15 protein-coding genes are annotated in these 18,230 nt (G+C 72.6%); 11 read left to right on the top strand and 4 right to left on the bottom strand.

The annotated features are described in order from the left end of the window. Positions 1-65: 65 nt before the first annotated feature. Positions 66-1,634: a hypothetical protein gene (locus tag ACWDZ7_RS10120; protein ID WP_451796205.1), complete on the top strand. Its 1,569-nt coding sequence runs from the start codon at positions 66-68 to the stop codon at positions 1,632-1,634. A gap of 21 nt (positions 1,635-1,655) precedes the next feature. On the opposite strand, the gene ACWDZ7_RS10125 is transcribed toward ACWDZ7_RS10120, so the two are convergent. Together ACWDZ7_RS10125 and ACWDZ7_RS10130 are read right to left on the bottom strand one after the other, a co-directional pair. After that, positions 1,656-2,882, bottom strand: coding sequence for a phosphodiester glycosidase family protein (locus tag ACWDZ7_RS10125; RefSeq protein WP_451796252.1), 1,227 nt, complete (start codon positions 2,880-2,882; stop codon positions 1,656-1,658). Positions 2,883-3,030: 148 nt separating this feature from the next. Continuing rightward, positions 3,031-3,450 carry a DUF779 domain-containing protein gene (locus ACWDZ7_RS10130; RefSeq protein ID WP_451796206.1) on the bottom strand — a complete coding sequence of 140 codons (420 nt, stop codon included), beginning with the start codon at positions 3,448-3,450 and terminating at the stop codon, positions 3,031-3,033. Between the two features lie 126 nt (positions 3,451-3,576). Between ACWDZ7_RS10130 and ACWDZ7_RS10135 the strand changes: the two genes are divergently transcribed. From ACWDZ7_RS10135 to ACWDZ7_RS10145, 3 genes are all read left to right on the top strand, one after another. Continuing rightward, the gene (locus tag ACWDZ7_RS10135) at positions 3,577-4,482 is read left to right on the top strand and encodes a glycoside hydrolase family 16 protein (protein WP_451796207.1); all 906 of its coding nucleotides are present in this window, start codon (positions 3,577-3,579) and stop codon (positions 4,480-4,482) included. Positions 4,483-4,597: 115 nt separating this feature from the next. Beyond that, a complete protein-coding gene (locus tag ACWDZ7_RS10140; RefSeq protein WP_451796208.1) occupies positions 4,598-6,073 on the top strand; it encodes an esterase in 1,476 nt (491 codons plus the stop codon). Positions 6,074-6,177: 104 nt separating this feature from the next. Continuing rightward, positions 6,178-6,987, top strand: a complete 810-nt coding sequence (locus tag ACWDZ7_RS10145; RefSeq protein ID WP_451796209.1) for an SDR family NAD(P)-dependent oxidoreductase — start codon at positions 6,178-6,180, stop codon at positions 6,985-6,987. A gap of 33 nt (positions 6,988-7,020) precedes the next feature. On the opposite strand, the gene ACWDZ7_RS10150 is transcribed toward ACWDZ7_RS10145, so the two are convergent. Then, positions 7,021-8,130 (bottom strand): hypothetical protein, encoded by a 1,110-nt coding sequence (locus ACWDZ7_RS10150; protein ID WP_451796210.1) that lies wholly within the window; start codon positions 8,128-8,130, stop codon positions 7,021-7,023. Positions 8,131-8,461: 331 nt separating this feature from the next. Here ACWDZ7_RS10150 and ACWDZ7_RS10155 point away from each other — a divergent pair, with 331 nt between their 5' ends. The 7 genes from ACWDZ7_RS10155 to ACWDZ7_RS10185 all read left to right on the top strand — a co-directional run bounded on the left by ACWDZ7_RS10155 (position 8,462) and on the right by ACWDZ7_RS10185 (position 16,539). After that, complete coding sequence (locus tag ACWDZ7_RS10155; RefSeq protein ID WP_451796211.1) at positions 8,462-9,526, top strand: phytanoyl-CoA dioxygenase family protein; 1,065 nt, start codon at positions 8,462-8,464, stop codon at positions 9,524-9,526. Further along, positions 9,508-10,830, top strand: a complete 1,323-nt coding sequence (locus ACWDZ7_RS10160) for a DUF6271 family protein (RefSeq protein ID WP_451796212.1) — start codon at positions 9,508-9,510, stop codon at positions 10,828-10,830. The genes ACWDZ7_RS10155 and ACWDZ7_RS10160 overlap by 19 nt, the downstream gene beginning before the upstream one ends. A gap of 8 nt (positions 10,831-10,838) precedes the next feature. Next, positions 10,839-12,017 (top strand): type III PLP-dependent enzyme, encoded by a 1,179-nt coding sequence (locus tag ACWDZ7_RS10165; RefSeq protein WP_451796253.1) that lies wholly within the window; start codon positions 10,839-10,841, stop codon positions 12,015-12,017. Further along, a complete protein-coding gene (locus tag ACWDZ7_RS10170) occupies positions 12,014-12,619 on the top strand; it encodes a GNAT family N-acetyltransferase (RefSeq protein ID WP_451796213.1) in 606 nt (201 codons plus the stop codon). The genes ACWDZ7_RS10165 and ACWDZ7_RS10170 overlap by 4 nt, the downstream gene beginning before the upstream one ends. Then, on the top strand, positions 12,597-13,793 hold the full coding sequence (locus ACWDZ7_RS10175; RefSeq protein ID WP_451796214.1) for an MFS transporter: 1,197 nt from the start codon (positions 12,597-12,599) through the stop codon (positions 13,791-13,793). Before ACWDZ7_RS10170 ends, ACWDZ7_RS10175 begins: the two co-directional genes overlap by 23 nt. Positions 13,794-13,956: 163 nt before the next feature. Beyond that, the gene (locus ACWDZ7_RS10180) at positions 13,957-14,871 is read left to right on the top strand and encodes an AurF N-oxygenase family protein (protein ID WP_451796215.1); all 915 of its coding nucleotides are present in this window, start codon (positions 13,957-13,959) and stop codon (positions 14,869-14,871) included. Between the two features lie 12 nt (positions 14,872-14,883). Beyond that, complete coding sequence (locus tag ACWDZ7_RS10185) at positions 14,884-16,539, top strand: FAD-dependent oxidoreductase (protein ID WP_451796216.1); 1,656 nt, start codon at positions 14,884-14,886, stop codon at positions 16,537-16,539. A gap of 300 nt (positions 16,540-16,839) precedes the next feature. Here the strand turns inward: ACWDZ7_RS10185 and ACWDZ7_RS10190 are convergent, their stop codons facing one another. Further along, positions 16,840-18,171, bottom strand: a complete 1,332-nt coding sequence (locus ACWDZ7_RS10190) for a phytase (protein WP_451796217.1) — start codon at positions 18,169-18,171, stop codon at positions 16,840-16,842. Between the last annotated feature and the right edge of the window lie 59 nt (positions 18,172-18,230).

Below are 18,230 nucleotides of genomic sequence, written 5' to 3' on the forward strand. Positions count from 1 at the left end.
GCGGGTTCATGAACAACTGACGTCATTTCATGGACACTTCAAGAGGCCCGCTCTAGCTTCGGCGCATGTCCAGCAGACTGCGCCGCCTCGTCCCCGCCAGTGTCGTGGCCCTGACCGTGTCCCTCGCCGTCCCCGCGTACGCCGACGACATCCCCAAGGCGCCCGGCCACCGGCTCGTCAAGAGTTACGAGGGCGCGCCCGCCGCCGCCCGACCGCTGCCCGGCACCCCGCCGCCCCAGCATCCCTACCTCGCCGCCAACGGCCGCAGCGGTATGCACGCCGACGCGGCGGGCAGCGGGACGTACCCCTGGAGCGGTCCGCTCGGGAAGCGGCCCGCGGCCGACAGCGAGAAGATGGCGGCACTCGGCGGCGAGTGCGCGAACGTCACCTTCGACCGCGACGGCCGCATCGTCACCGTCTGCGGCACGTTCACCGGCTTCCTCGTCAAGCTGCTCGACCCGAAGACGCTGGCCACGCTCGCCGAGTACAAGCTGCCCCAGCGGCCCTCGACGGTCGAGGCCATCACGCGGCTCGACTTCTCCAAAATCTTCAAGGACACGTCGGGCGGCGCCTATTCGTACCTCGACCACAAGGACCGTCTCGTCCTCGCCGACTCCCGGCAGCACATCGTCAGGCTCGCCCACGAGCGGACGGCGGACGGCGGTTGGCGCTTCGTCGTCGACAAGGAGTGGGACCTGACGGCGCACGTCCCGCACGACTGCGTGACCTGGTCGAATCTCTACCCGAGTGGCGAATGTGACCCGGTCACCTCGGTGATGCCCGACTGGGAGGGCCGCATGTGGTGGGTGACGCGGCAGGGCCGCGTCGGCACCGTCGACCCCGAGTCCGGCTCCATCCGTTCCCTACGGCTCGACGGCGAGGAGATCCAGAACTCCTTCTCGGTCGCCGACGACGGCGTCTCCATCGTCTCCGACCACGCCCTCTACAGCTTCCGCGCCGCCCCGGACGGAACGCCGAAGGTCATCTGGCGCCAGACGTACGACCGCGGCACCGGCACGAAACCGGGCTCGGTCAACCAGGGCTCGGGCACCACGCCCGACCTCTTCGGCGAGCGCGACGACTACGTGGCGATCACCGACAACGCCGACGACCGTATGAACGTCCTCGTCTACCGGCGCGGCGCCGACGTGCCGGACGAACGGCGCCTCGTCTGCAAGGTCCCCGTCTTCGGCTCCGGCGCGTCCACCACCGACAACTCGCTGATCACCTGGGGCGACAGCCTCGTCGTCGAGAACAACTACGGCTACGAGAACATCACCTCACTCACGCTCGGCCGCAGCGTCGTCGGCGGCGTCAGCAGGATCGACGTGCGCGAGGACGGCAGCGGCTGCGACACGGCCTGGGAGAGCGGCGTGCGCGCCCCCTCCACCGTGCCCAAACTGTCCACCGCCAACGGCCTGTTGTACTTCTACACCAAGGAACCCAACAGCCTCGGCGTCGACGCCTGGTACCTCACCGCGGTGGACTTCCGCACCGGCGACACCCGGTGGAAGCGGCTCGCCGGTACGGGCGTCGCGTACGACAACAACTGGGCGCCCGTGACGCTCGGCCCCGACGGGACGGCCTACGTGGGCGTCTTCAACGGCCTGGTGGCGGTGCGGGACACCGAGTGAACCGCCGGGGGCGCGCCCCCGTCACGTCCGGGAGAACACGCCGATGCCGTTGGGCACCGGGCGCTCCACCCCGCCGCTGGGGTTGTTGCGCACAGTCACGGCATCGGCCCCCGGCGCCCGCGCGACCAGCGTGGACGTGGCGGAGACCAGGGTGGAGGAGCCGCCGCCGTCCAGGCTGAAGCCGTCCGTCGCGCCAAGGCCGCGCAGCGTCCGCGCCACTTCGGCGATGGTGAGGCCCGTACGGAACTCGGGGGAGCCGTCGAGCGAGAGCAGCAGCAGGCGCCGGCCGCCGTCGGAGATCCCGGCCGCGGTCCGCACCGCCGATGCGGTGGTGTCCAGGCCGGGCAGTGGCGCGCCGCCCCGCAGCACGGGGTAACCGCCGAGCGCGAAGCGGAACGGAATGCGCGAATCGGCGGCCACGAGACGGTGCCTGACCTGCACACGGTCGCCCTTCGACAGCTTGCGCAACTCCTGCGCGCCCGCCTCGCGGCCGACCAGGACCGTGCTGCCTTGGGCGACGGGGCCACTGCCCGGCGTGTCGGCCGAGGCCGCGACACGGCCGTAGCGGACTGTCACCTCATGCGTGTCCGTACTGCAGGGCGCGCCGCGGCTCGTGTCCGTGCCGCATGTCGCGCGCACCCGTGAGACGGCACCCCAGTCGCTGGTGAACGCGCCGACGGAACCGACCGGCAGCGCGTACTGGTTGAGCCCGCCGAGCGGCAGGCGGGAGCGCGGGGTGCGCACCTCCCCGTCCAGCGAGAGGTTGTCCAGGCGTGCCCGGCGGTCGACGCCCACCCCCAGGACCGCCTCGGTGGTGACGCCCGGCGGCATGGCGGGCCCGAAGCGCTGCCCGTTCGGCACGGCGGCCTTCAGCGCCCGACCGGCCGCGACCGCCGGACCGACGGGCGCGCCGGTCGCCTCGACGCCGGGATGCTGGGTCTCGGTGATGTTGAAGAAGTCGCCGTTGATCCCGCCGACCGCGCCGGCCCCGTCCGCGAGCGCGGAGACGGTCGAGCGCGCGGCGACCTTGCCCGGATACAGCAGGCCCACACCGGTGCGCGGATCACGCAGGTCGACGTCGAGCACATGGGCGCGGGCGGTGCCGCGCGAGCCCGGAACGTCGAAGTACCGGTACTCCACACCCGGCGCGATCTGTGCGGCCACCGCCGGCCGGGCGTCCCCGACAGCACCGCCGGCCGGTGCCGCTCCCGCGAGAGCCGCACCGGCCAGCGTGCCGAGCGTGGAGATGAGGGCGAGGGCCGTTCTGAACCGTCCACCGTGCCGCGTCCGCCGTGTCGGCCGTACCTGCCCTACCTGCCGTGTCCGCGGTGTCTGCCGTGTCTGTCGTGTCACAGATTTCCCCTGGGGTCGGCCGGGCCACCAACTGTCCCAGCGGTCAGCGGAGTTCACCGGACGGCGGTGGCTGCGCCCCGACCACCCGGGAACGGATCAGAAAACGTACGCCCTCCGGAGCCTCCAGCGAGAAGCCGCTGCCGCGCCCCGGCACGACGTCCACGATCAGCCGGGTGTGGCTCCACACTTCGTACTGGCTCTTCGACATCCAGAAGGTTATGGGCTCCGCCACGCCTTCGACGGTCAGCGACGCGAGCCGAATGTCGGAGTCGCCCGTACGGAACTCACCCTCCGGGTAGCACATGGGCGCGCTGCCGTCACAGCAGCCACCCGACTGATGGAACATCAGCGGCCCGTGCGCCTCCCGCAGCCGCCGCAGGAGCCGGGCGGCGGCGGGGGTCAGCTCGACGCGGGGCACATCGTCCTTGCTCCCATGACGGTCCTTGCTCTCATGACGGTCCATGGAGCGACCCTTCCCCTCGGCACGTTGCAACAGGGTTGCACGGAGTCCCCCGCAGGGATGGCGGGGCGGAGCGCGCTCCGCGAGGATGGCCCCTCTCTGTGGGCCCCGTGGAGCGGAGGCAGCGCGATGGGATCACACGCGGCGGCGGGACGGCGCAGGCCCGTGGTGTTCGGTGCGCTCGGTGTGACGCTGCTCGCCGCCCTGTTGTGCGTCCCGGGCGCGGGAGGCGCGCCGGTGTCCGCCGACGCCTGCCGGGACGCGGGGCCCTCGCTGCCGCGCGGCGACTGCGGGCCGTTCTGGCAGGTCCTCGCCGAGGACTTCGACGGCGACCGGGTGCCGCTCGGCGCGTTCAGCGGCTGCGACCACCACGCCGACACCTCCGCCGCGTACTGCGAGGGCCTGAAAGGCTCCTACCGCGACAACTGGTGGGCGTACCCGACCGGTTGGCGCGACACGGCCAACGACCGGGCCCGTGACGTCGTCGGCGTCTACCACCCCGAGGACACCGTGAGCGTGGGCCCCGCGGAGAACGGCGACGGCCGGATGCGCATCCGGATGTGGCGGCCCGCCGACGGAGGGCCCGTACACGCCGCGGCGGTCGTACCACGTGCCGTCATGCAGATGAAGTACGGCAAGTACAGCGCCCGCATCAAGGTGACCAGGCAGGCCCCCGGCTACAAGTCGGCCTGGCTGCACTACGGCGGCGGCTGCGAGATGGACCACCCCGAGGGCGAGTGGACCGGGCCGCTCAGCGCCTTCCACCACCCGTGCGGCGGCGGCGAGCAGGGCTCGTTCCGCGGCGCCGACGACTGGACCCGATGGCACACCGTGTCGACCGAGTGGACCCCCGGCCATGTCCGGTTCTTCGTGGACGGCGAGGAGATCGGGCACGACACGAGGGGAGTGCCGGACCGGCCCTTGTCGTGGGTCCTGCAGAACGAGAGCGCCCTGGAAGGGCCGGGGGCGGCGCCCGGCAGCAGCGCGCGGCTGGAGATCACATGGGTCGCGGCATACGCGTACGGCTGGAAGTGAACTCCCGTACAACCCTTGCCGCCCATCCCGTGTCGAACAGGGCGCCGGACAAGGAACGGGCCCTTTCCGGACACCCTCGCGCCAGCCCGGCCACCTTCCTTCACAGGAGCCGCTCGTGCGCAACAACCGTCCTGCCGCCCTCGCCGCGGCATCGTTCCTTCTGCTGACCGGGGCCGGTATCGCCGCCGCCCCCGCCGCCTTCGCCGGCACCCCCGGGGGTACGCGCGCCGACGACCGCAACAGCGACTTCAACGGCGACGGATACGAGGACGTGCTGGTCGGCGCCCCGGGCGCCACGGTCAGCGGTGACAAGGGCGCGGGACTCGTCACCGTCCAGTACGGCTCCACCAGAGGCATCGGCACCAGCGACGTCGCCCGGTTCAGCCAGTCGACGGACGGGATCGCCGGCGCCGCCGAGGTGGGCGACGGCTTCGGCAAGGCCGTCGCCACGGGCGACCTGGACGGCGACGGCTACGACGACGCGATCGTCGGCATCCCCGGAGAGGACATCGGCGACCGGGCGGACGCCGGTGGCGTCGCCATCCTGTGGGGCTCGAAGACCGGGCTCAGCGGCGCGGCCAGCGACTGGCTCCAGACCCAGGAGCCCACCGGGGGCGAGCAGTTCGGCGCGGGCCTCGCCGCGGCGCACCTCACCGGCGACACGCCGGGCGACGTGCTCGCCGTCCTGGACCGCGACGACCTGGAACTCTTCGTGTACGACGCCGCGCCGCAGCCCGGCCGGGCCCCGCTGCGCCGCCAGGACACCCAGCGGCTCTCCGCGGCCGCCGAGGAGCGCGACATCCTGCCGAAGTCCCTCACCACCGGCGACTACGACGGCAACGGCTACGCCGACCTCGTCGTCTCCGGCGTCACCGTGGGCCAGGAGCCGGGGCACGGCTGGTCCATGCACTTCGCGGGGAGCGCCGGCGGACTCACGTACAAGGGCGATCTGCGCGGCGGACCGGCGGCGGCCTCCGGCGACATCGACAACGACGGCTACGACGACCTGGTGACCGGCGAACCGGCCTCCCCCGACGACGGCGGCGAGACGATGACCGGCGGCCTGGTCGGCGTGCGCTACGGCACCGCGGACGGCCTCGGCGAGGAGGCCAAGTGGTGGACGCAGGACTCCACCGGCGTGCCCGGCACCGCCGAGCGCGGTGACGGCTGGGGCGCCGACCTGTCCGTCGCGGACACCAACGGCGACGGCTACGCGGACGTGGCGATCGGCGCGCCCGGCGAGGACATCGGCACCGTCGCCGACGCGGGGGCGGTGTGGGTGCTGCGCGGCTCGCAGAACGGCGTGACGGCGACCGGCGCCAAGTCGTTCGACCAGGACTCCGCGGACATCCCGGGTGTCCCCGAGAAGGGCGACAAGTGGGGCGCGCAGGTGCGGCTCTCGGACCCGAACAGGGACGGCCGCTTCGGCCTCCTGGCGGCCGCGCCCGGCGAGAACGCCGGGGACGGCGTGGTGTGGGTCCTGTCGGCGGGCACGGGCGGCGTCACCGCGTCGGGCTCCTGGACGTACGGCGGGTCGTCGCTGGGCGCGCCGGGCACCGGGGCGGCGTTCGGCGCGGCGATCGACGAGTGAGCACGGCCTGAAAGGACCTCCGGACACGGTCGTGCGCGGGCGTCTCCGTATCATCGCGGTGATCGCGCCACGCGCTCACGACTGTGTTCGGAGGCTGAACAGGCATGACGGAGAGCCGAGTTGTCATCGTCACGGGCGGCGGGACCGGCATCGGAGCCGCCACCGCCCGGCGACTGCGGGCCGACGGGCACCACGTGGTCGTATCGGGCCGCCGCCCGGAGCCGCTGCGCCGCGTCGCCGAGGAGACCGGGGCGCTGGCCCATCCCGCCGACGCGGGTGACGCCGAGGCCGTCGCCGGTCTCGTCGACGCGGCCGTGGCGGCGTACGGCCGGATCGACGGACTCGTGCTCAACGCCGGGGTCGGGCGCAGCGGCGCGGTCGGTGACCTCTCCGACGAGGACTGGGACACGGTGCTGCGCACCAACCTCACCGGCCCCTTCCTGCTCCTGCGTGCCGCGCTGCCGCACCTGCTGGCGGCACGCGGCGCCGTCGTCGCGGTCGCGTCGGTCGCCGCGCTGCGCAACGGCGTGGCGAACGCGGCGTACGCGACGTCGAAAGCGGCACTCGTCCAGCTGTGCCGTTCCGTCGCCGTCGACTACGGCAGGGACGGGCTGCGCGCCAACACGGTCTGCCCCAGCTGGGTGCGGACCGAGATGGCGGACCGGCGCATGACGCGGTTCGCCGCGGAGGCCGGTCTCGGCGAGCGCGGGGCCGACGCGGCGTACGAGGAGGCGGCGCGGCTGATCCCCGCCGGCCGCCCGGGGCAGCCGGAGGAGGTCGCCGAGGCCATCACCTGGCTGCTGTCGCCCGCCGCCTCCTTCGTCAACGGCGCGGCGCTGACCGTGGACGGCGGGGTCACGGCCGTCGACCCCGGAACGGTCGCCTTCGACTTCAGCGTCACGCCGCGCGGCTGAGCCTCTGCGCCGGGCCGGCTCCGGGGCCGGGCGTCAGCCGAAGCGTTCGACGCGGATCTGGGCCGGTGGGTACGGCGAGAAGGAAGTCGTGCCCACCGACCAGAGGCCGCCGTCCGTCCCGGGGATCGGCGCGAGCGCCTCCGGCAGGTAGGCGGCCGGGGTCTCCGGGCCCCGCTCACCGACCCAGGCCGTGCCGTCCCAGCGCAGGTAGTGGGCGCGCTTCTGGTCCCAGAAGTCCCAGCCCGAGATCCGGTCGGGCCTGCCGTCGGCGTCCCCCACGATGCCGCTCAACAGGCCCACGCCGAACGGCGCCCCGACGTCGTTCCACCGCGTGCCGTCCCAGTGCTCCAGCGTGACCCCGGGCGGTTTGCCGGGCGGTCCGCCCACTCCGTACGCGAATCCGGTCAGCCAGATGTCGTCGTGCGCGACGGGCAGCAGTCCGCTCACGGAGGCGCGGATGCCGAGCAGGCGGGGTATCACCGTCCAGGCGCCGTCCCAGCGGGCGATGACGTCACCGAACACCCACACCTCCCCGCCGGGTGTGACGTGGACGCCGGTCGGGGTGGGCGCGGCCACGTCCGGAAGCGGACGGCACCAGCGCCATGTCCCGCCGTCGCCGCACAGCAGCCCGGCCCGGTCGCCGCGCCGCCCCGAGACCCAGAACCGGCCGTCGGGCCCGGCGGCGGCATCCGTCAGCCGCGTCCCCGCCTCGCCCCGCCCGGGGAACGCGGTCTCCCGCCAGGTCCCGCCGTCCCACGTGAGGAGCTGGTCGTGGCCCTTGGTGTCGGTGCCGACGGCCCAGGCCGCCCCGCCCGAGGGGCTGACGGCGACGGACCGCAGGGAGGTGTACGTCAGGTGGGACAGGTCGGTCGGTTTCCAGGCCGTGCCGTCCCAGCTGAGGGCGATGGCGGTGCCCGGGGTGCCGCCGGAGCGGCCCTGTTCGCCCACGGCCCAGGCCCGGTCGGGCCCCGCGGCGGCCACGCCGACTAGGTGGGCGGCGGGCTGCCCGGCGGGGGCGGCGACTTCCCGCCAGGTCGCGGCGGCCGACGCGGGCCGCGCCGCGGCCGTACCGGTCAGGGACACGGGCAGAGCCAACCCGGCGCCGACGGTGGCAAGCCCACGGACCAAGTCACGTCTTCGCATGAGAAGAGCCTTTCCTCGGGGGTGTGCGTTCGGGGTTAAGCGTTCGACGTCCAGGGTGAGGCGTCAATGCACGCGGATGCCAGTTCCGCGCACCAACTGCGGGGCCGTAAGCGGCAGTTGAAGCAGAAAATTCCGTAGGGATCTCGTGTGACGAGTGCGTGAACCGGGGGCAAATATCGGCGTTTTGGTCAACAAGGCGCCCAAGTCAATTGTTGACAGCGCCAGTTGGTCTAGTCCATTTTGGTGGTACGCCAGTTCGACGAGGGGCGGCTGCGGCACCCGCTGCCCCGGCCGACCTGAAGCGGCCAGCAACCGAACCTTGGAGCACGCCATGCCAGCGTCCGACCGCTACCTCCATCGAGCCCCGTCCGCCGTCCCCTACTTCAGCGCCGACGGCGAGACGTACCTGGCGCAGACACAGCTGCGGGACCTGGCCAAGACACGGCCGCTCAAGGTGCTCTCCGAGGAGGACTTCGCCTTCTGGCAGACGTATGGCTACGTCGTCGTGAAGCAGGCGATCCCCACCGAGGCGGCCAAGGACCTGCTGGACTTCGCCTGGGAGTTCCAGGGGCTCGACCGGGGCCGCCCCGAGACCTGGTACGAGGAGCGCGAGTTCCGCTCCGACCTGGACCGCGAACTGCACGTCTACGGCTTCGTCGAGGCCTACCACCACCAGCTCATCTGGGACAGCCGCCAGACGCGGCGGGTCTACGACGCCTTCACCGACGTATGGGACTGCGACGAGCTCTGGGTGACCCTGGACCGGCTCAACCTCAACCCGCCCAACGTCAAGAACCGCTCCCGCTCCCTGATCGCCCCCACCGAGCGCGGGTTCGACATCAACCTCCACTGGGACGTCGACACCACCCTCGGCGTGCTGCCGCAGCGGGTGCAGGGCATCATCGCCCTGGACGACACCCGGCACGAGCACGGCGGCTTCCAGTGCTGCCCCGAGCTGTTCCGCCGGTTCGACCGGTGGAAGGCCCTCCAGCCGGACGGCCGCGACCCCATCCGCCCCGCGATCGACCAGGACGACATGCCCGTCATCCGGCCCGAACTGGAGGCCGGAGACCTGCTGATCTGGAACGGGCTGCTCGCACACGGCGTGGCGCCCAACACCTCCGCGAGCGGCGTCCGCGCCGTCCAGTACCTCTCGATGATGCCCGCCCTGGAGACCCACGAGGAGCTGCGCCGCTCCCGGGTCGACTCCTGGCGCCACCTCACCACCCCGGACTGGAACGCCACGCTCCTGGGCGACGCCGACAAGCCCGAGTCCCTGCGCTACGGCACCGCCACGCTCAACGACCTGGGCGAGAAGCTGCTGGGCCTCACGTCCTGGACCGGACAGGCCCCCGACCAGCCGATCGGGGAAGCCGCATGCGCCGCGTCTGCCTGACCCTGCCCACCAACAGGGCCTGCCCCGAGACGATCGCGGCGATCGGCGAGGAAGCGGCCCACGCCGCCGCGCACTTCGACGTCGAGGTGCACCTGCTGATCCTCGACTCCTCCGGCCCGGACACCTTCGCCGCCCACGCGCGGGCCGTCAGCGCGCTGGGTGACGTCCCGCGCGTCGTCACGCACCACCTCGGTGAGACGGAGCAGCGCGACTTCCTGCGCGGAGTGATCGGCCGGGCCGGGGTCGCCAAGCCCGAGCTGATGCTGGAGCTGATGCTCCCGGCCAAGCTCTCCTACGGGGCCTGCACCAACCGCGCGTTCCTCATCGCCGCCGCCCTCGGCTGCGAGTCCGTGCACCGCAGGGACTCCGACAGCCGGTACCAGACCCTCGACGGCGAACCCGTCTTCCCCGTCCACCACGAACTCATGTCGCTCGGCAAGCGCGCGGCGGACGCGGCGCACGGCGCCGTGGAGACCACTCTCGACGAGCGACACGCCCACAAGCGCGTGGCGATGGTCGGCAGCTCCTTCGTGGGCGAACTCTCCGTGGACATCGGCGAGATACGCGGCCTCGATCCCGAGGTCTACCACGACGTGGTCAGCCTCTGGGCGCCCGGCCACTGGTCCGACGACCAGAAGCGCGAGCTCGTCGACGACTCCTTCCGGGGCGCCGGCACGGAACCCTTCACGGGCGACCACGCGACACTGACCCTGGTCGACCCCATGCGCGTCGACATGTGCAACATCAGCTTCCACTCGGTGCACGAACACGTGCCGCTGCCGCCCGCCACCGACACCATCGGCAGCGACTACTTCCTCATCCACCTGGTCCACGACGCCGCCCTGCCCGGCGTCCTGCACAACCGCAACATCGTCAACTTCTACACCGCGGAACGCAGGACCGACGCGGGCTTCATCGCGTACCAGACGCGCTTCGTCAAGTTCTTCCTGTCGATGCTCTACTTCAACGTCATCTACGACCGGATGGCCGCCGCCGGTGACACGCTCCTCGACGACCGGGGCCAGGTCCGCGGCTCCGTCGTCGGCGCCCTCGTCAGGGAGAGCACCGCGCTCGACCGGGCCGAGAACGTCGAGCGCCTGGACCGCGTCGACGCCGCCTACCGCCGGCTCGGCGGCAGATACGGGCAGTTCGCCGACCTCCTCGCCGCGCGCCGCGAACGCCTCCTGGACGAGGCACGGAGCGACATCGAGGACTTCGCCCTGCTGATCGAGGCATGGGAACCCCTCATGCGGGCGAGCAAGGGCGCCGGCCGTCCGCTCCTTCCAGCGGGGCGGGCGACGTGAGCGCGACGATGACGCACGGGACCGTGCCGCTGTTCGACGCCCTGGCGGCCGCGGCCGAGGACCAGATCGTCTTCGACCTCCCCGGGATCGAGGAGCGCTACGAGACGCTGCGCCGCGAACTGCCCGGCGTCGCCGTCCGCTTCGCGATGAAGGCCTGCCCGGTGGACGAGGTGCTCACCCGCCTTGCCGAGCGGGGCTCCGGCGTCGACGCCGCGAGCCCTCATGAAGTGGAGCAGGCCCTGCGCGCGGGGGTGCCGGTCGACAGGATGCACTACGGCAACACCGTCAAGTCCGACCGCAACATCGCCGACGCGCACCGCCTCGGCATCAAAGACTTCGCGACCGACAGCCTGGAGGACGTGGCCGCCCTCGCACGCCACGCGCCGGGCGCCCGGGTGTTCTGCCGCCTCGCGACCACCGGCGAGGGAGCGCTCTGGGGGCTCAGCGACAAGTACGGCTGCTCGCCCGCCGACGCCGTCGCCGTCCTGGACAGGGCGCGTGAGCTGGGGCTGACCCCCGCGGGCCTGTCCGTCCACGTCGGCTCCCAGCAGATGACGGCCGACGCCTGGCGCGGCGCCTTCGACCGCATCGCGGACGTGCTCGGCGCCCTCGCACGGCGCGGCATCCCCATGGACCACGTCAATCTGGGCGGCGGCCTGCCCGCGCTCGGCTACCGCGACAAGCACGGCCGGGCGCTCGACCCCCCGATGGACAAGATCTTCACCGTGATCCGCGAGGGCATGGCGCGCCTCAAGGAGATCCAGGGCCACCGGCTCGGCTTCGTCGTCGAGCCAGGCCGCTATCTCATCGCCGACCACGGGGCCATCCGCGCCCACGTCTCCCGGCTCTCGGCACGGCGCAGACCGGACGGCGAGCGGCAGTACTGGCTGTACCTCAGCTGCGGCAAGTTCAACGGCCTCTACGAGATGGACCAGTTGCAGTACCGCCTCGTCTTCCCCTCCCACCGCGACGCCGAGTCCGTCCCGGCCGTGGTGGCGGGCCCCACCTGCGACAGCGACGACGCCTTCTCGCACGAGGACGGCCTTGTCCCGGTGCCCAAGGCGCTGGCCTCGGGCGATCCGGTGTGGGTGCTGTCCTGCGGCGCGTACGCGACCAGCTATATGACGCAGGGCTTCAACGGCTTCAGCCCGCTCCCGTACACGTGGATAGACGGCGGGGACGCGTGAACCAGAAGATTACGAACGACGAGATCGCGAACCACGAGACCGTGAACCACGGAATACGGATACGCCGCGTCGCCGACAGCGACTGGGACGGCATCGCCGTCCTTGAGCACCGCGCCTACAGCCGCCTCGGCCTGTCGGAGGGGCGGGCCGCGCTGGAGTCCAAGGCGCACGCGTCCCCGGCCACCTGCTTCGCGCTGGACCTGGGCGGGCGCCTCGCGGGCTATCTGCTGGCCCTGCCGTACCCGGAGTCCGCCTACCCGGACCTGCGCGGCACCGAGGAGAAGCCCGCGCCCGCGTCGCGCAACCTGCATCTGCACGACATCGTCATCGCGGAGGACCTGCGGCACAGGGGCCTCGCGCGGCACCTCCTGAACCGCCTCACCATGACGGCCCGTTCGCACGGTTACGAGCAGATATCCCTGGTGGCCGTCGGCGGCAGCGACACGTTCTGGTCGGCCCGCGGCTTCACCGCCGGCCAAGGGGCCGTGCCCCCCGCCGCATACGGGCCGACCGCCGTCTACATGTCCAAGGCGGTGCCGGCCGGGCCGTCGCCGCGCGGAGAAACAGAGAAGTGGGCTGATGCGGGTGCTCCGCGTACGTGATCCTTTCCACCGAGGCCAGCTGGCGATCGCGGCCCTGTTCTGCTCGCTCGGCTTCCAGTACGCCACATGGGCCTCGCGGATCCCCGCGCTCAAGACCGACCTCGGCCTGAGCGCGGCGGAGGTCGGCGTCCTGCTGATGGCCGCGGGGGCCGGCGCCGCGGTGGCGTTCCCGCTGATCGCGGCGTTGATGCGGCGCCTCGGCTCACAGCGCCTCGCGCTCCTGTCGGCGCTCTGCCTGGCCCTGCTCCTCCCGGCCCTGGCCGCCGCCCCGAACTACCCCGTGGCGCTGCTGGTCATGTGCGTCGACGGTGTCCTCGTGGGCTGTCTGAACGTCGCCATGAACGCCCAAGGCGCCGCCCTGGAAGCCGCGTACGAGCGCAATGCCATGGCACGGCTGCACGCGACGTTCAGCGGCGGCTCCCTGCTGGCCGCGCTGCTCGCCTCCGGCATGAACGCGGTGACAACGGAGGTCGCCGTGCACTTCGCGGCGGCGGCCGCGATCCTGCTCCTGCTGGTGGCGTACGCACGCACCGGCCTCCTGACCGATGACCGAACCCCCGCCGAGAGCGGGGAGAAGGGGGAGAAGGGGGAGAAGAAGCGCGCCGGGAAGTGGTCCGTCCCGTCCCGCATGACACTGTGGATGTGCGTCGCGATGGCGTTCGGCACGGTGACCGAGGGCGCCATGAACGACTGGTCGGCCCTCTATCTGAAGGACGTCGCCGACGCCTCCGCCGAGTTGGCGCCCCTGGGCATCGCCGTCGTCTCCGGGATGATGGTCGTGGCCCGTCTCTTCGCCGACGGCTGGCGCAGCCGCTGGGGCGACGGCCGCGTCGTCCTCGCGGGCAGCGCGCTGGCGGGCGCGGGCCTGATCCTCGCCCTGGTCAGCGGCGGCCTTGTCCCGGCGCTGCTCGGCTTTGCCTGCGTGGGCCTCGGTATCGCGGCCGTCACCCCGTGCGTCTACGTGGCCGCCGCGGGGCAGGGCTCGGACTCGCTGACCCTGGTCGCCGCCATGGGCACGACGGGCCTGTTGGCAGGGCCGCCGCTGATCGGCTTCATCGCCCACGCGAGCAGCCTGGTCTGGGGCTTCGCCGCGGTCGCCGCCTCGGCGCTGGTCGTCTCCGCGTGCAGTACGCGCATCCGGTGGACGGCCACCGAGGAGCTGACCCGCACATAACCCCTCCTGCCCCGGCCGCCCATCTCCCGCTCGCCCGTGCCTACTCGGGGGTAGGCCTACCCGGCCTCCTTGTTATACGGTCTGTCTAACAACGGGGTCGCGGCGTGCCGTGCCAGGCGCCGCCGCGGCCCTTGCCCTGACGTCCGAGTCGAGGAGCCGCTCCATGGCAAGCAGCACTGTTCGGCCGAGCACACAGGACCATCCCCCGGAGGGCGACATCGCCCGGCGGCTGCTCGACTCGGCCGCCGTACTGGCGTACGACCCGGCCACCGAGGTCGACTGGGAGACGCCGCTGGACCGCGGCTTCCACGGCGCGAGCCCGGAGTGGAGCACGCTGTACGGCACCGCGTACTGGCAGGAGCTGACCGAGGAGCAGCGCAAGGAGCTGACCCGGCAGGAAGCCGCGTCGGTGGCCAGCACCGGCATCTGGTTCGAGATGATCCTCCAGCAGATGGTGCTGCGCGACGTCTACGCGAAGGACCCGACCAGCACCGAAGTGCAGTGGGCCCTCACGGAGATCGCCGAGGAGTGCCGCCACTCGATCATGTTCGCCCGCGGTGCCGAGAAGCTCGGCGCGCCCGCCTACCGGCCGCGCCGGTTCGCGGTGGCACTCGGCAGGGCCTTCAAAACGGTCGCCTTCGGAGAGGCCGCGTACGCGGCGATCCTCGTGGCCGAAGAGGTGCTCGACGTCATGCAGCGCGACTGGATGCGGGACGAGCGTGTCGTGCCGTTCGTCCGCACGATCAACAACATCCATGTCGTCGAGGAGTCGCGGCACATGAAGTTCGCCCGCGACCAGACGCGCAAACGGCTCGCGGGCGCGGGCCGGGTGCGCCGCCAGATCAACGCCCTCGTGATCGCCATCGCGTCGTACGTCATTGTCACCAGCATGGTGAACCGCGAGGTCTACGCGAACGCCGGACTCGACCAGAAGCGGGCGCTCGCCGAGGCGAAGGCCAACGAGCACCACAAGTCCATGATGCGCTCCAGCTGTTCGGGCCTCATGGAGTTCCTCGCCTCGTGCCGCCTGCTCACCAGGCCGGCGCTGGCCTTCTACAAGCGTGCCCACCTCATCTGAGCGACAGGCGATATGACCTACGCCATCACACAGACCTGCTGCGGCGACGCCACCTGCGTGGCCGTGTGCCCGGTCAACTGCATCCATCCCACCCCACAGGAGCGGGCGTTCGGCAGCACGGAGATGCTGCACATCGACCCGGCGACCTGCATAGGCTGCGGCGCCTGCGCCGACGCCTGCCCGGTCGACGCGGTGTTCCCGGTCGACAGCCTGCCTCCGGCACAGAAGGAGTACGGCGCGATCAACGCGGCGTACTACAAGGAGGCGAAGGCGCCCGAACCGGAGCGGGACGGGCCGAACTTCCACTCCTGGGGCGAGCCGGCCTTCCCGCGCGTGCTGCCCGCCGACTTCGCGCCGCTCAAGGTCGCCGTCGTCGGCACCGGCCCGGCCGGCATGTACGCCGCACAGGACCTGTTGCTGCACACCAGCGCCGAGGTGACACTGATCGACCGGCTGCCGGTGGCCGGCGGGCTCGTGCGCTACGGCGTGGCGCCCGATCATCCCGCGACCAAGAAGGTCGGCGACACCTTCGCCCGCTTCCACGCGCACCCGAGGGTGCGGATGCTCCTGGGGCTCGACGTGGGAGCCGACGTCACCCATGAGGAGATCGCCGCGCACCACGACGCGGTGATCTACGCCGTGGGGGCATCCGCCGACCGCCGTCTGGCCGTCCCGGGCGAGGAGCTGCCCGGCAGCGTCTCCGCGAGCGCGTTCGTCGCCTGGTACAACGCCCATCCGGAGGCGGCCCCGGACGGCATCGACCTGTCGGCGGAGCGCGTCGTCGTGGTCGGCAACGGCAACGTCGCCCTGGACGTGGCCCGTATCCTCCTCGCCGACCCGGAGGCCCTGGCCCGCACCGACATCGCGGACCACGCCCTGGCGGCGCTGCGCGACAGCCGGGTCCGCGAGGTGGTCCTGCTCGCGCGGCGCGGCCCGGAACACGCCGCGTACACCACCTCCGAGCTGCTGGCCCTCAAGCACCTGCCGGGCGTGGAGCTGGTCGTCGACGACCACGACCCGCGGATCGCGCCCGCCGTCGACGAGGCGGACCCGGGCGGCAAGGCGACCGTCCTGCGCGGCGTCACCCGCCGGCGGATGGACTGGGAGGTGCCGCCGGAGAGCGGGCGGCGTATCGTCCTGCGGTTCCACTGCACGCCCACGGAAGTCCTCGGCGGCGACCGGGTGGAGGCGGTGCGCGTCGCCTCGGACGCGGGGGAGCGGACCCTGCGGGCGGGCATGGTGCTGCGGGCCATCGGCTACCGTGGCATGCCGGTCGTGGGACTGCCCTTCGACGAGGTCAGCGGCACCGTTCCGCACGAGGGCGGCCGGGTCACCGGGCGGCCGGGCACCTACGTCGTGGGCTGGATCAAACGGGGCCCCACAGGCGGCATCGGCGCCAACCGCACCTGCGCCGCCGAGACGGTCACCACCCTCCTGGCCGACGCGGTCGCCGGGGCGCTGCCCGCACCCCTCCACGCGACCCGCTCCTTCCACCGCCTGGCCCGCCGCCGCAACCGTCGGCTGATCGACGCCCGCGGCCTGGCCGCGATCGAACGAACGGAGGCATCGCAAGGCCGACGCACGGGACGCCCCCGAGTAAAACTGGCCACGCTCACCGAACTCCTCGCCACGGCCCGCTCCCACCGCAGGCCCCGCCCCGCCGACTGACCGGACCCTGATCGACCGGCCTTGCCCTGCTGGGCCTGATCGACCGGCCCTGCCCCGCCGGGCCTGAACCACAGGCCCTGCCCCGCCGGGTCCGACCCGCCGCCCCTGCCCAGCCCGGCCCGCAGTGACCGAGGGCTACGCCACGTCCGCGACATGCACGTCCCCACCGCCTCCCGCCACAGCAGGAGCAGGCCGCTCGCCTTGCCGGCGGCGGCGTCGGCGGCAGCCTCATGGGGCATGGCCTTCAGCGTGCGCCCACGGGGCGGGCCCCGGCAGATGTGTGGGTCGGGTCGGAGCGTGTTAGTCCGCCAGGGCGTTCTCGACGTCGCCGAGGTCCACGAACTTGAAGTTGGTGGAGGGGCGTTCGGCGTCGCCGGGGGCGTCGTGTCCGTCCTGGACCACGAGCAGGCCGTTCGGGTACTCGGGGCCCAGCGGCGCGGCGAGCGCGGCGGCGCCGTCGCACTCCTCCGAGCCGTCGAGGGCGGCGGACGCCGCGGTGACGCGGAAACCGCCCTCGTACTCGTTGTCGTCGGACACCTCGCGGTCGTAGGCGGCGAAGGTGTTGTCGCCCTGGCTGGAGGCCAGGAGGTGGCCGTCGCCGTCCGACTCGGTGAGCAGCGTCAGCCCTTCGACATCGGCGGTGAGACGGGTGCCGCCGTAACCGGGGTCGGCGCCCGCGACGCACTCCTCGGTCTCCTCGTCGTAGGTGCCGGGGACGCCGTACTCGCGGACCTTGTCGACGAGCTTCGGCGTGCCGGTCAGGTCGGCGCGCACCCGCCAGATGCCGACGTCCTCCTGACCCGCGTACAGCATGCCGTTGGCCGGGTCCACCACCATGCCCTCGACCTGCGGGAGTTCGCCCGGCTCACCGCAGGGCGACCACGAAGTGCCGTCGGGGAGGCGGAACTCGGCGGGCAGGTCGAGGGTGCGGACCTTGCGGTAGCCGACCTTGCCGCCGGCGCCCGGCGTGATCTCCAGCAGCGCGACGCTGGTCCGCTCCCGCCGGCTGACCAGGGCGTAGGAGCGGCCCGTGGACTTGTCGGTCCAGGTGGCGAGTCCGTACGCGGTGCGCTGCTCGTCTATCTGCTCCTGGGAGGAGGAGAACACGGGCGGGGCGGACGGGTCGGTGACATCGGTGAGCGGGGCGTCGGCACGGTTGCCGTCGATGCGGTGGAAGCGGAGCCGGTCGCTGCCCCGGTCGCTGGTCACTGCGAGGTCGGCGCGGCCCGAGGACAGGCGCAGACCGTGCACCAGGTCGACGTTGTTGAAGCGGCCGGGCGCGTGGTCCGGGCCCGGCGCGGCGGGCGCGGGCAGGGACTGCACCTCGCGGGCGTCCAGATCGTAGACGCGCAGGCCGCCCTGTTTGGCGGTGGCGATCACCAGACTGCGGCCCGGAGCCGCCGCGTTGCGCCAGATCGCCGGGTCGTCCGCGTCGGCGTCACCGCCCGCCTCGTCGTCGTGCAGGGCCGGGGTCTCGGCCTGCGGAGTGACGGCGGGCAGCGCGGCGCGCGCGCCGACCGGGGCGCCGGCCGGGGCGGCGAGGGCCTGGAAGGGCAGCGCGGCCGCGGCGAGCGCGGCCACCGCCGTGGCGAGAGCGAGCGTCGTCGACCGGGAGGGGCGGGGCGTGACCACGTAGGGACTCCTTCAGGACGGAAGGCGGGGAACAGGGACGTGGAGAGTGTGTGATCTCA

Source organism: Streptomyces sp. NPDC003032 (assembly GCF_053591415.1).

What these genes read in the sequence shown, in the direction of transcription:
- ACWDZ7_RS10155 (WP_451796211.1), top strand. Translation starts at nt 8,462, where the DNA reads ATGCCAGCGTCCGACCGCTACCTCCATCGAGCCCCGTCCGCCGTCCCC.
- ACWDZ7_RS10135 (WP_451796207.1), top strand. Translation starts at nt 3,577, where the DNA reads ATGGGATCACACGCGGCGGCGGGACGGCGCAGGCCCGTGGTGTTCGGT.
- ACWDZ7_RS10150 (WP_451796210.1), bottom strand. Translation starts at nt 8,130, where the DNA reads ATGCGAAGACGTGACTTGGTCCGTGGGCTTGCCACCGTCGGCGCCGGG.
- ACWDZ7_RS10130 (WP_451796206.1), bottom strand. Translation starts at nt 3,450, where the DNA reads ATGGACCGTCATGAGAGCAAGGACCGTCATGGGAGCAAGGACGATGTG.
- ACWDZ7_RS10180 (WP_451796215.1), top strand. Translation starts at nt 13,957, where the DNA reads ATGGCAAGCAGCACTGTTCGGCCGAGCACACAGGACCATCCCCCGGAG.
- ACWDZ7_RS10185 (WP_451796216.1), top strand. Translation starts at nt 14,884, where the DNA reads ATGACCTACGCCATCACACAGACCTGCTGCGGCGACGCCACCTGCGTG.
- ACWDZ7_RS10120 (WP_451796205.1), top strand. Translation starts at nt 66, where the DNA reads ATGTCCAGCAGACTGCGCCGCCTCGTCCCCGCCAGTGTCGTGGCCCTG.
- ACWDZ7_RS10175 (WP_451796214.1), top strand. Translation starts at nt 12,597, where the DNA reads ATGCGGGTGCTCCGCGTACGTGATCCTTTCCACCGAGGCCAGCTGGCG.
- ACWDZ7_RS10160 (WP_451796212.1), top strand. Translation starts at nt 9,508, where the DNA reads ATGCGCCGCGTCTGCCTGACCCTGCCCACCAACAGGGCCTGCCCCGAG.
- ACWDZ7_RS10145 (WP_451796209.1), top strand. Translation starts at nt 6,178, where the DNA reads ATGACGGAGAGCCGAGTTGTCATCGTCACGGGCGGCGGGACCGGCATC.
- ACWDZ7_RS10165 (WP_451796253.1), top strand. Translation starts at nt 10,839, where the DNA reads ATGACGCACGGGACCGTGCCGCTGTTCGACGCCCTGGCGGCCGCGGCC.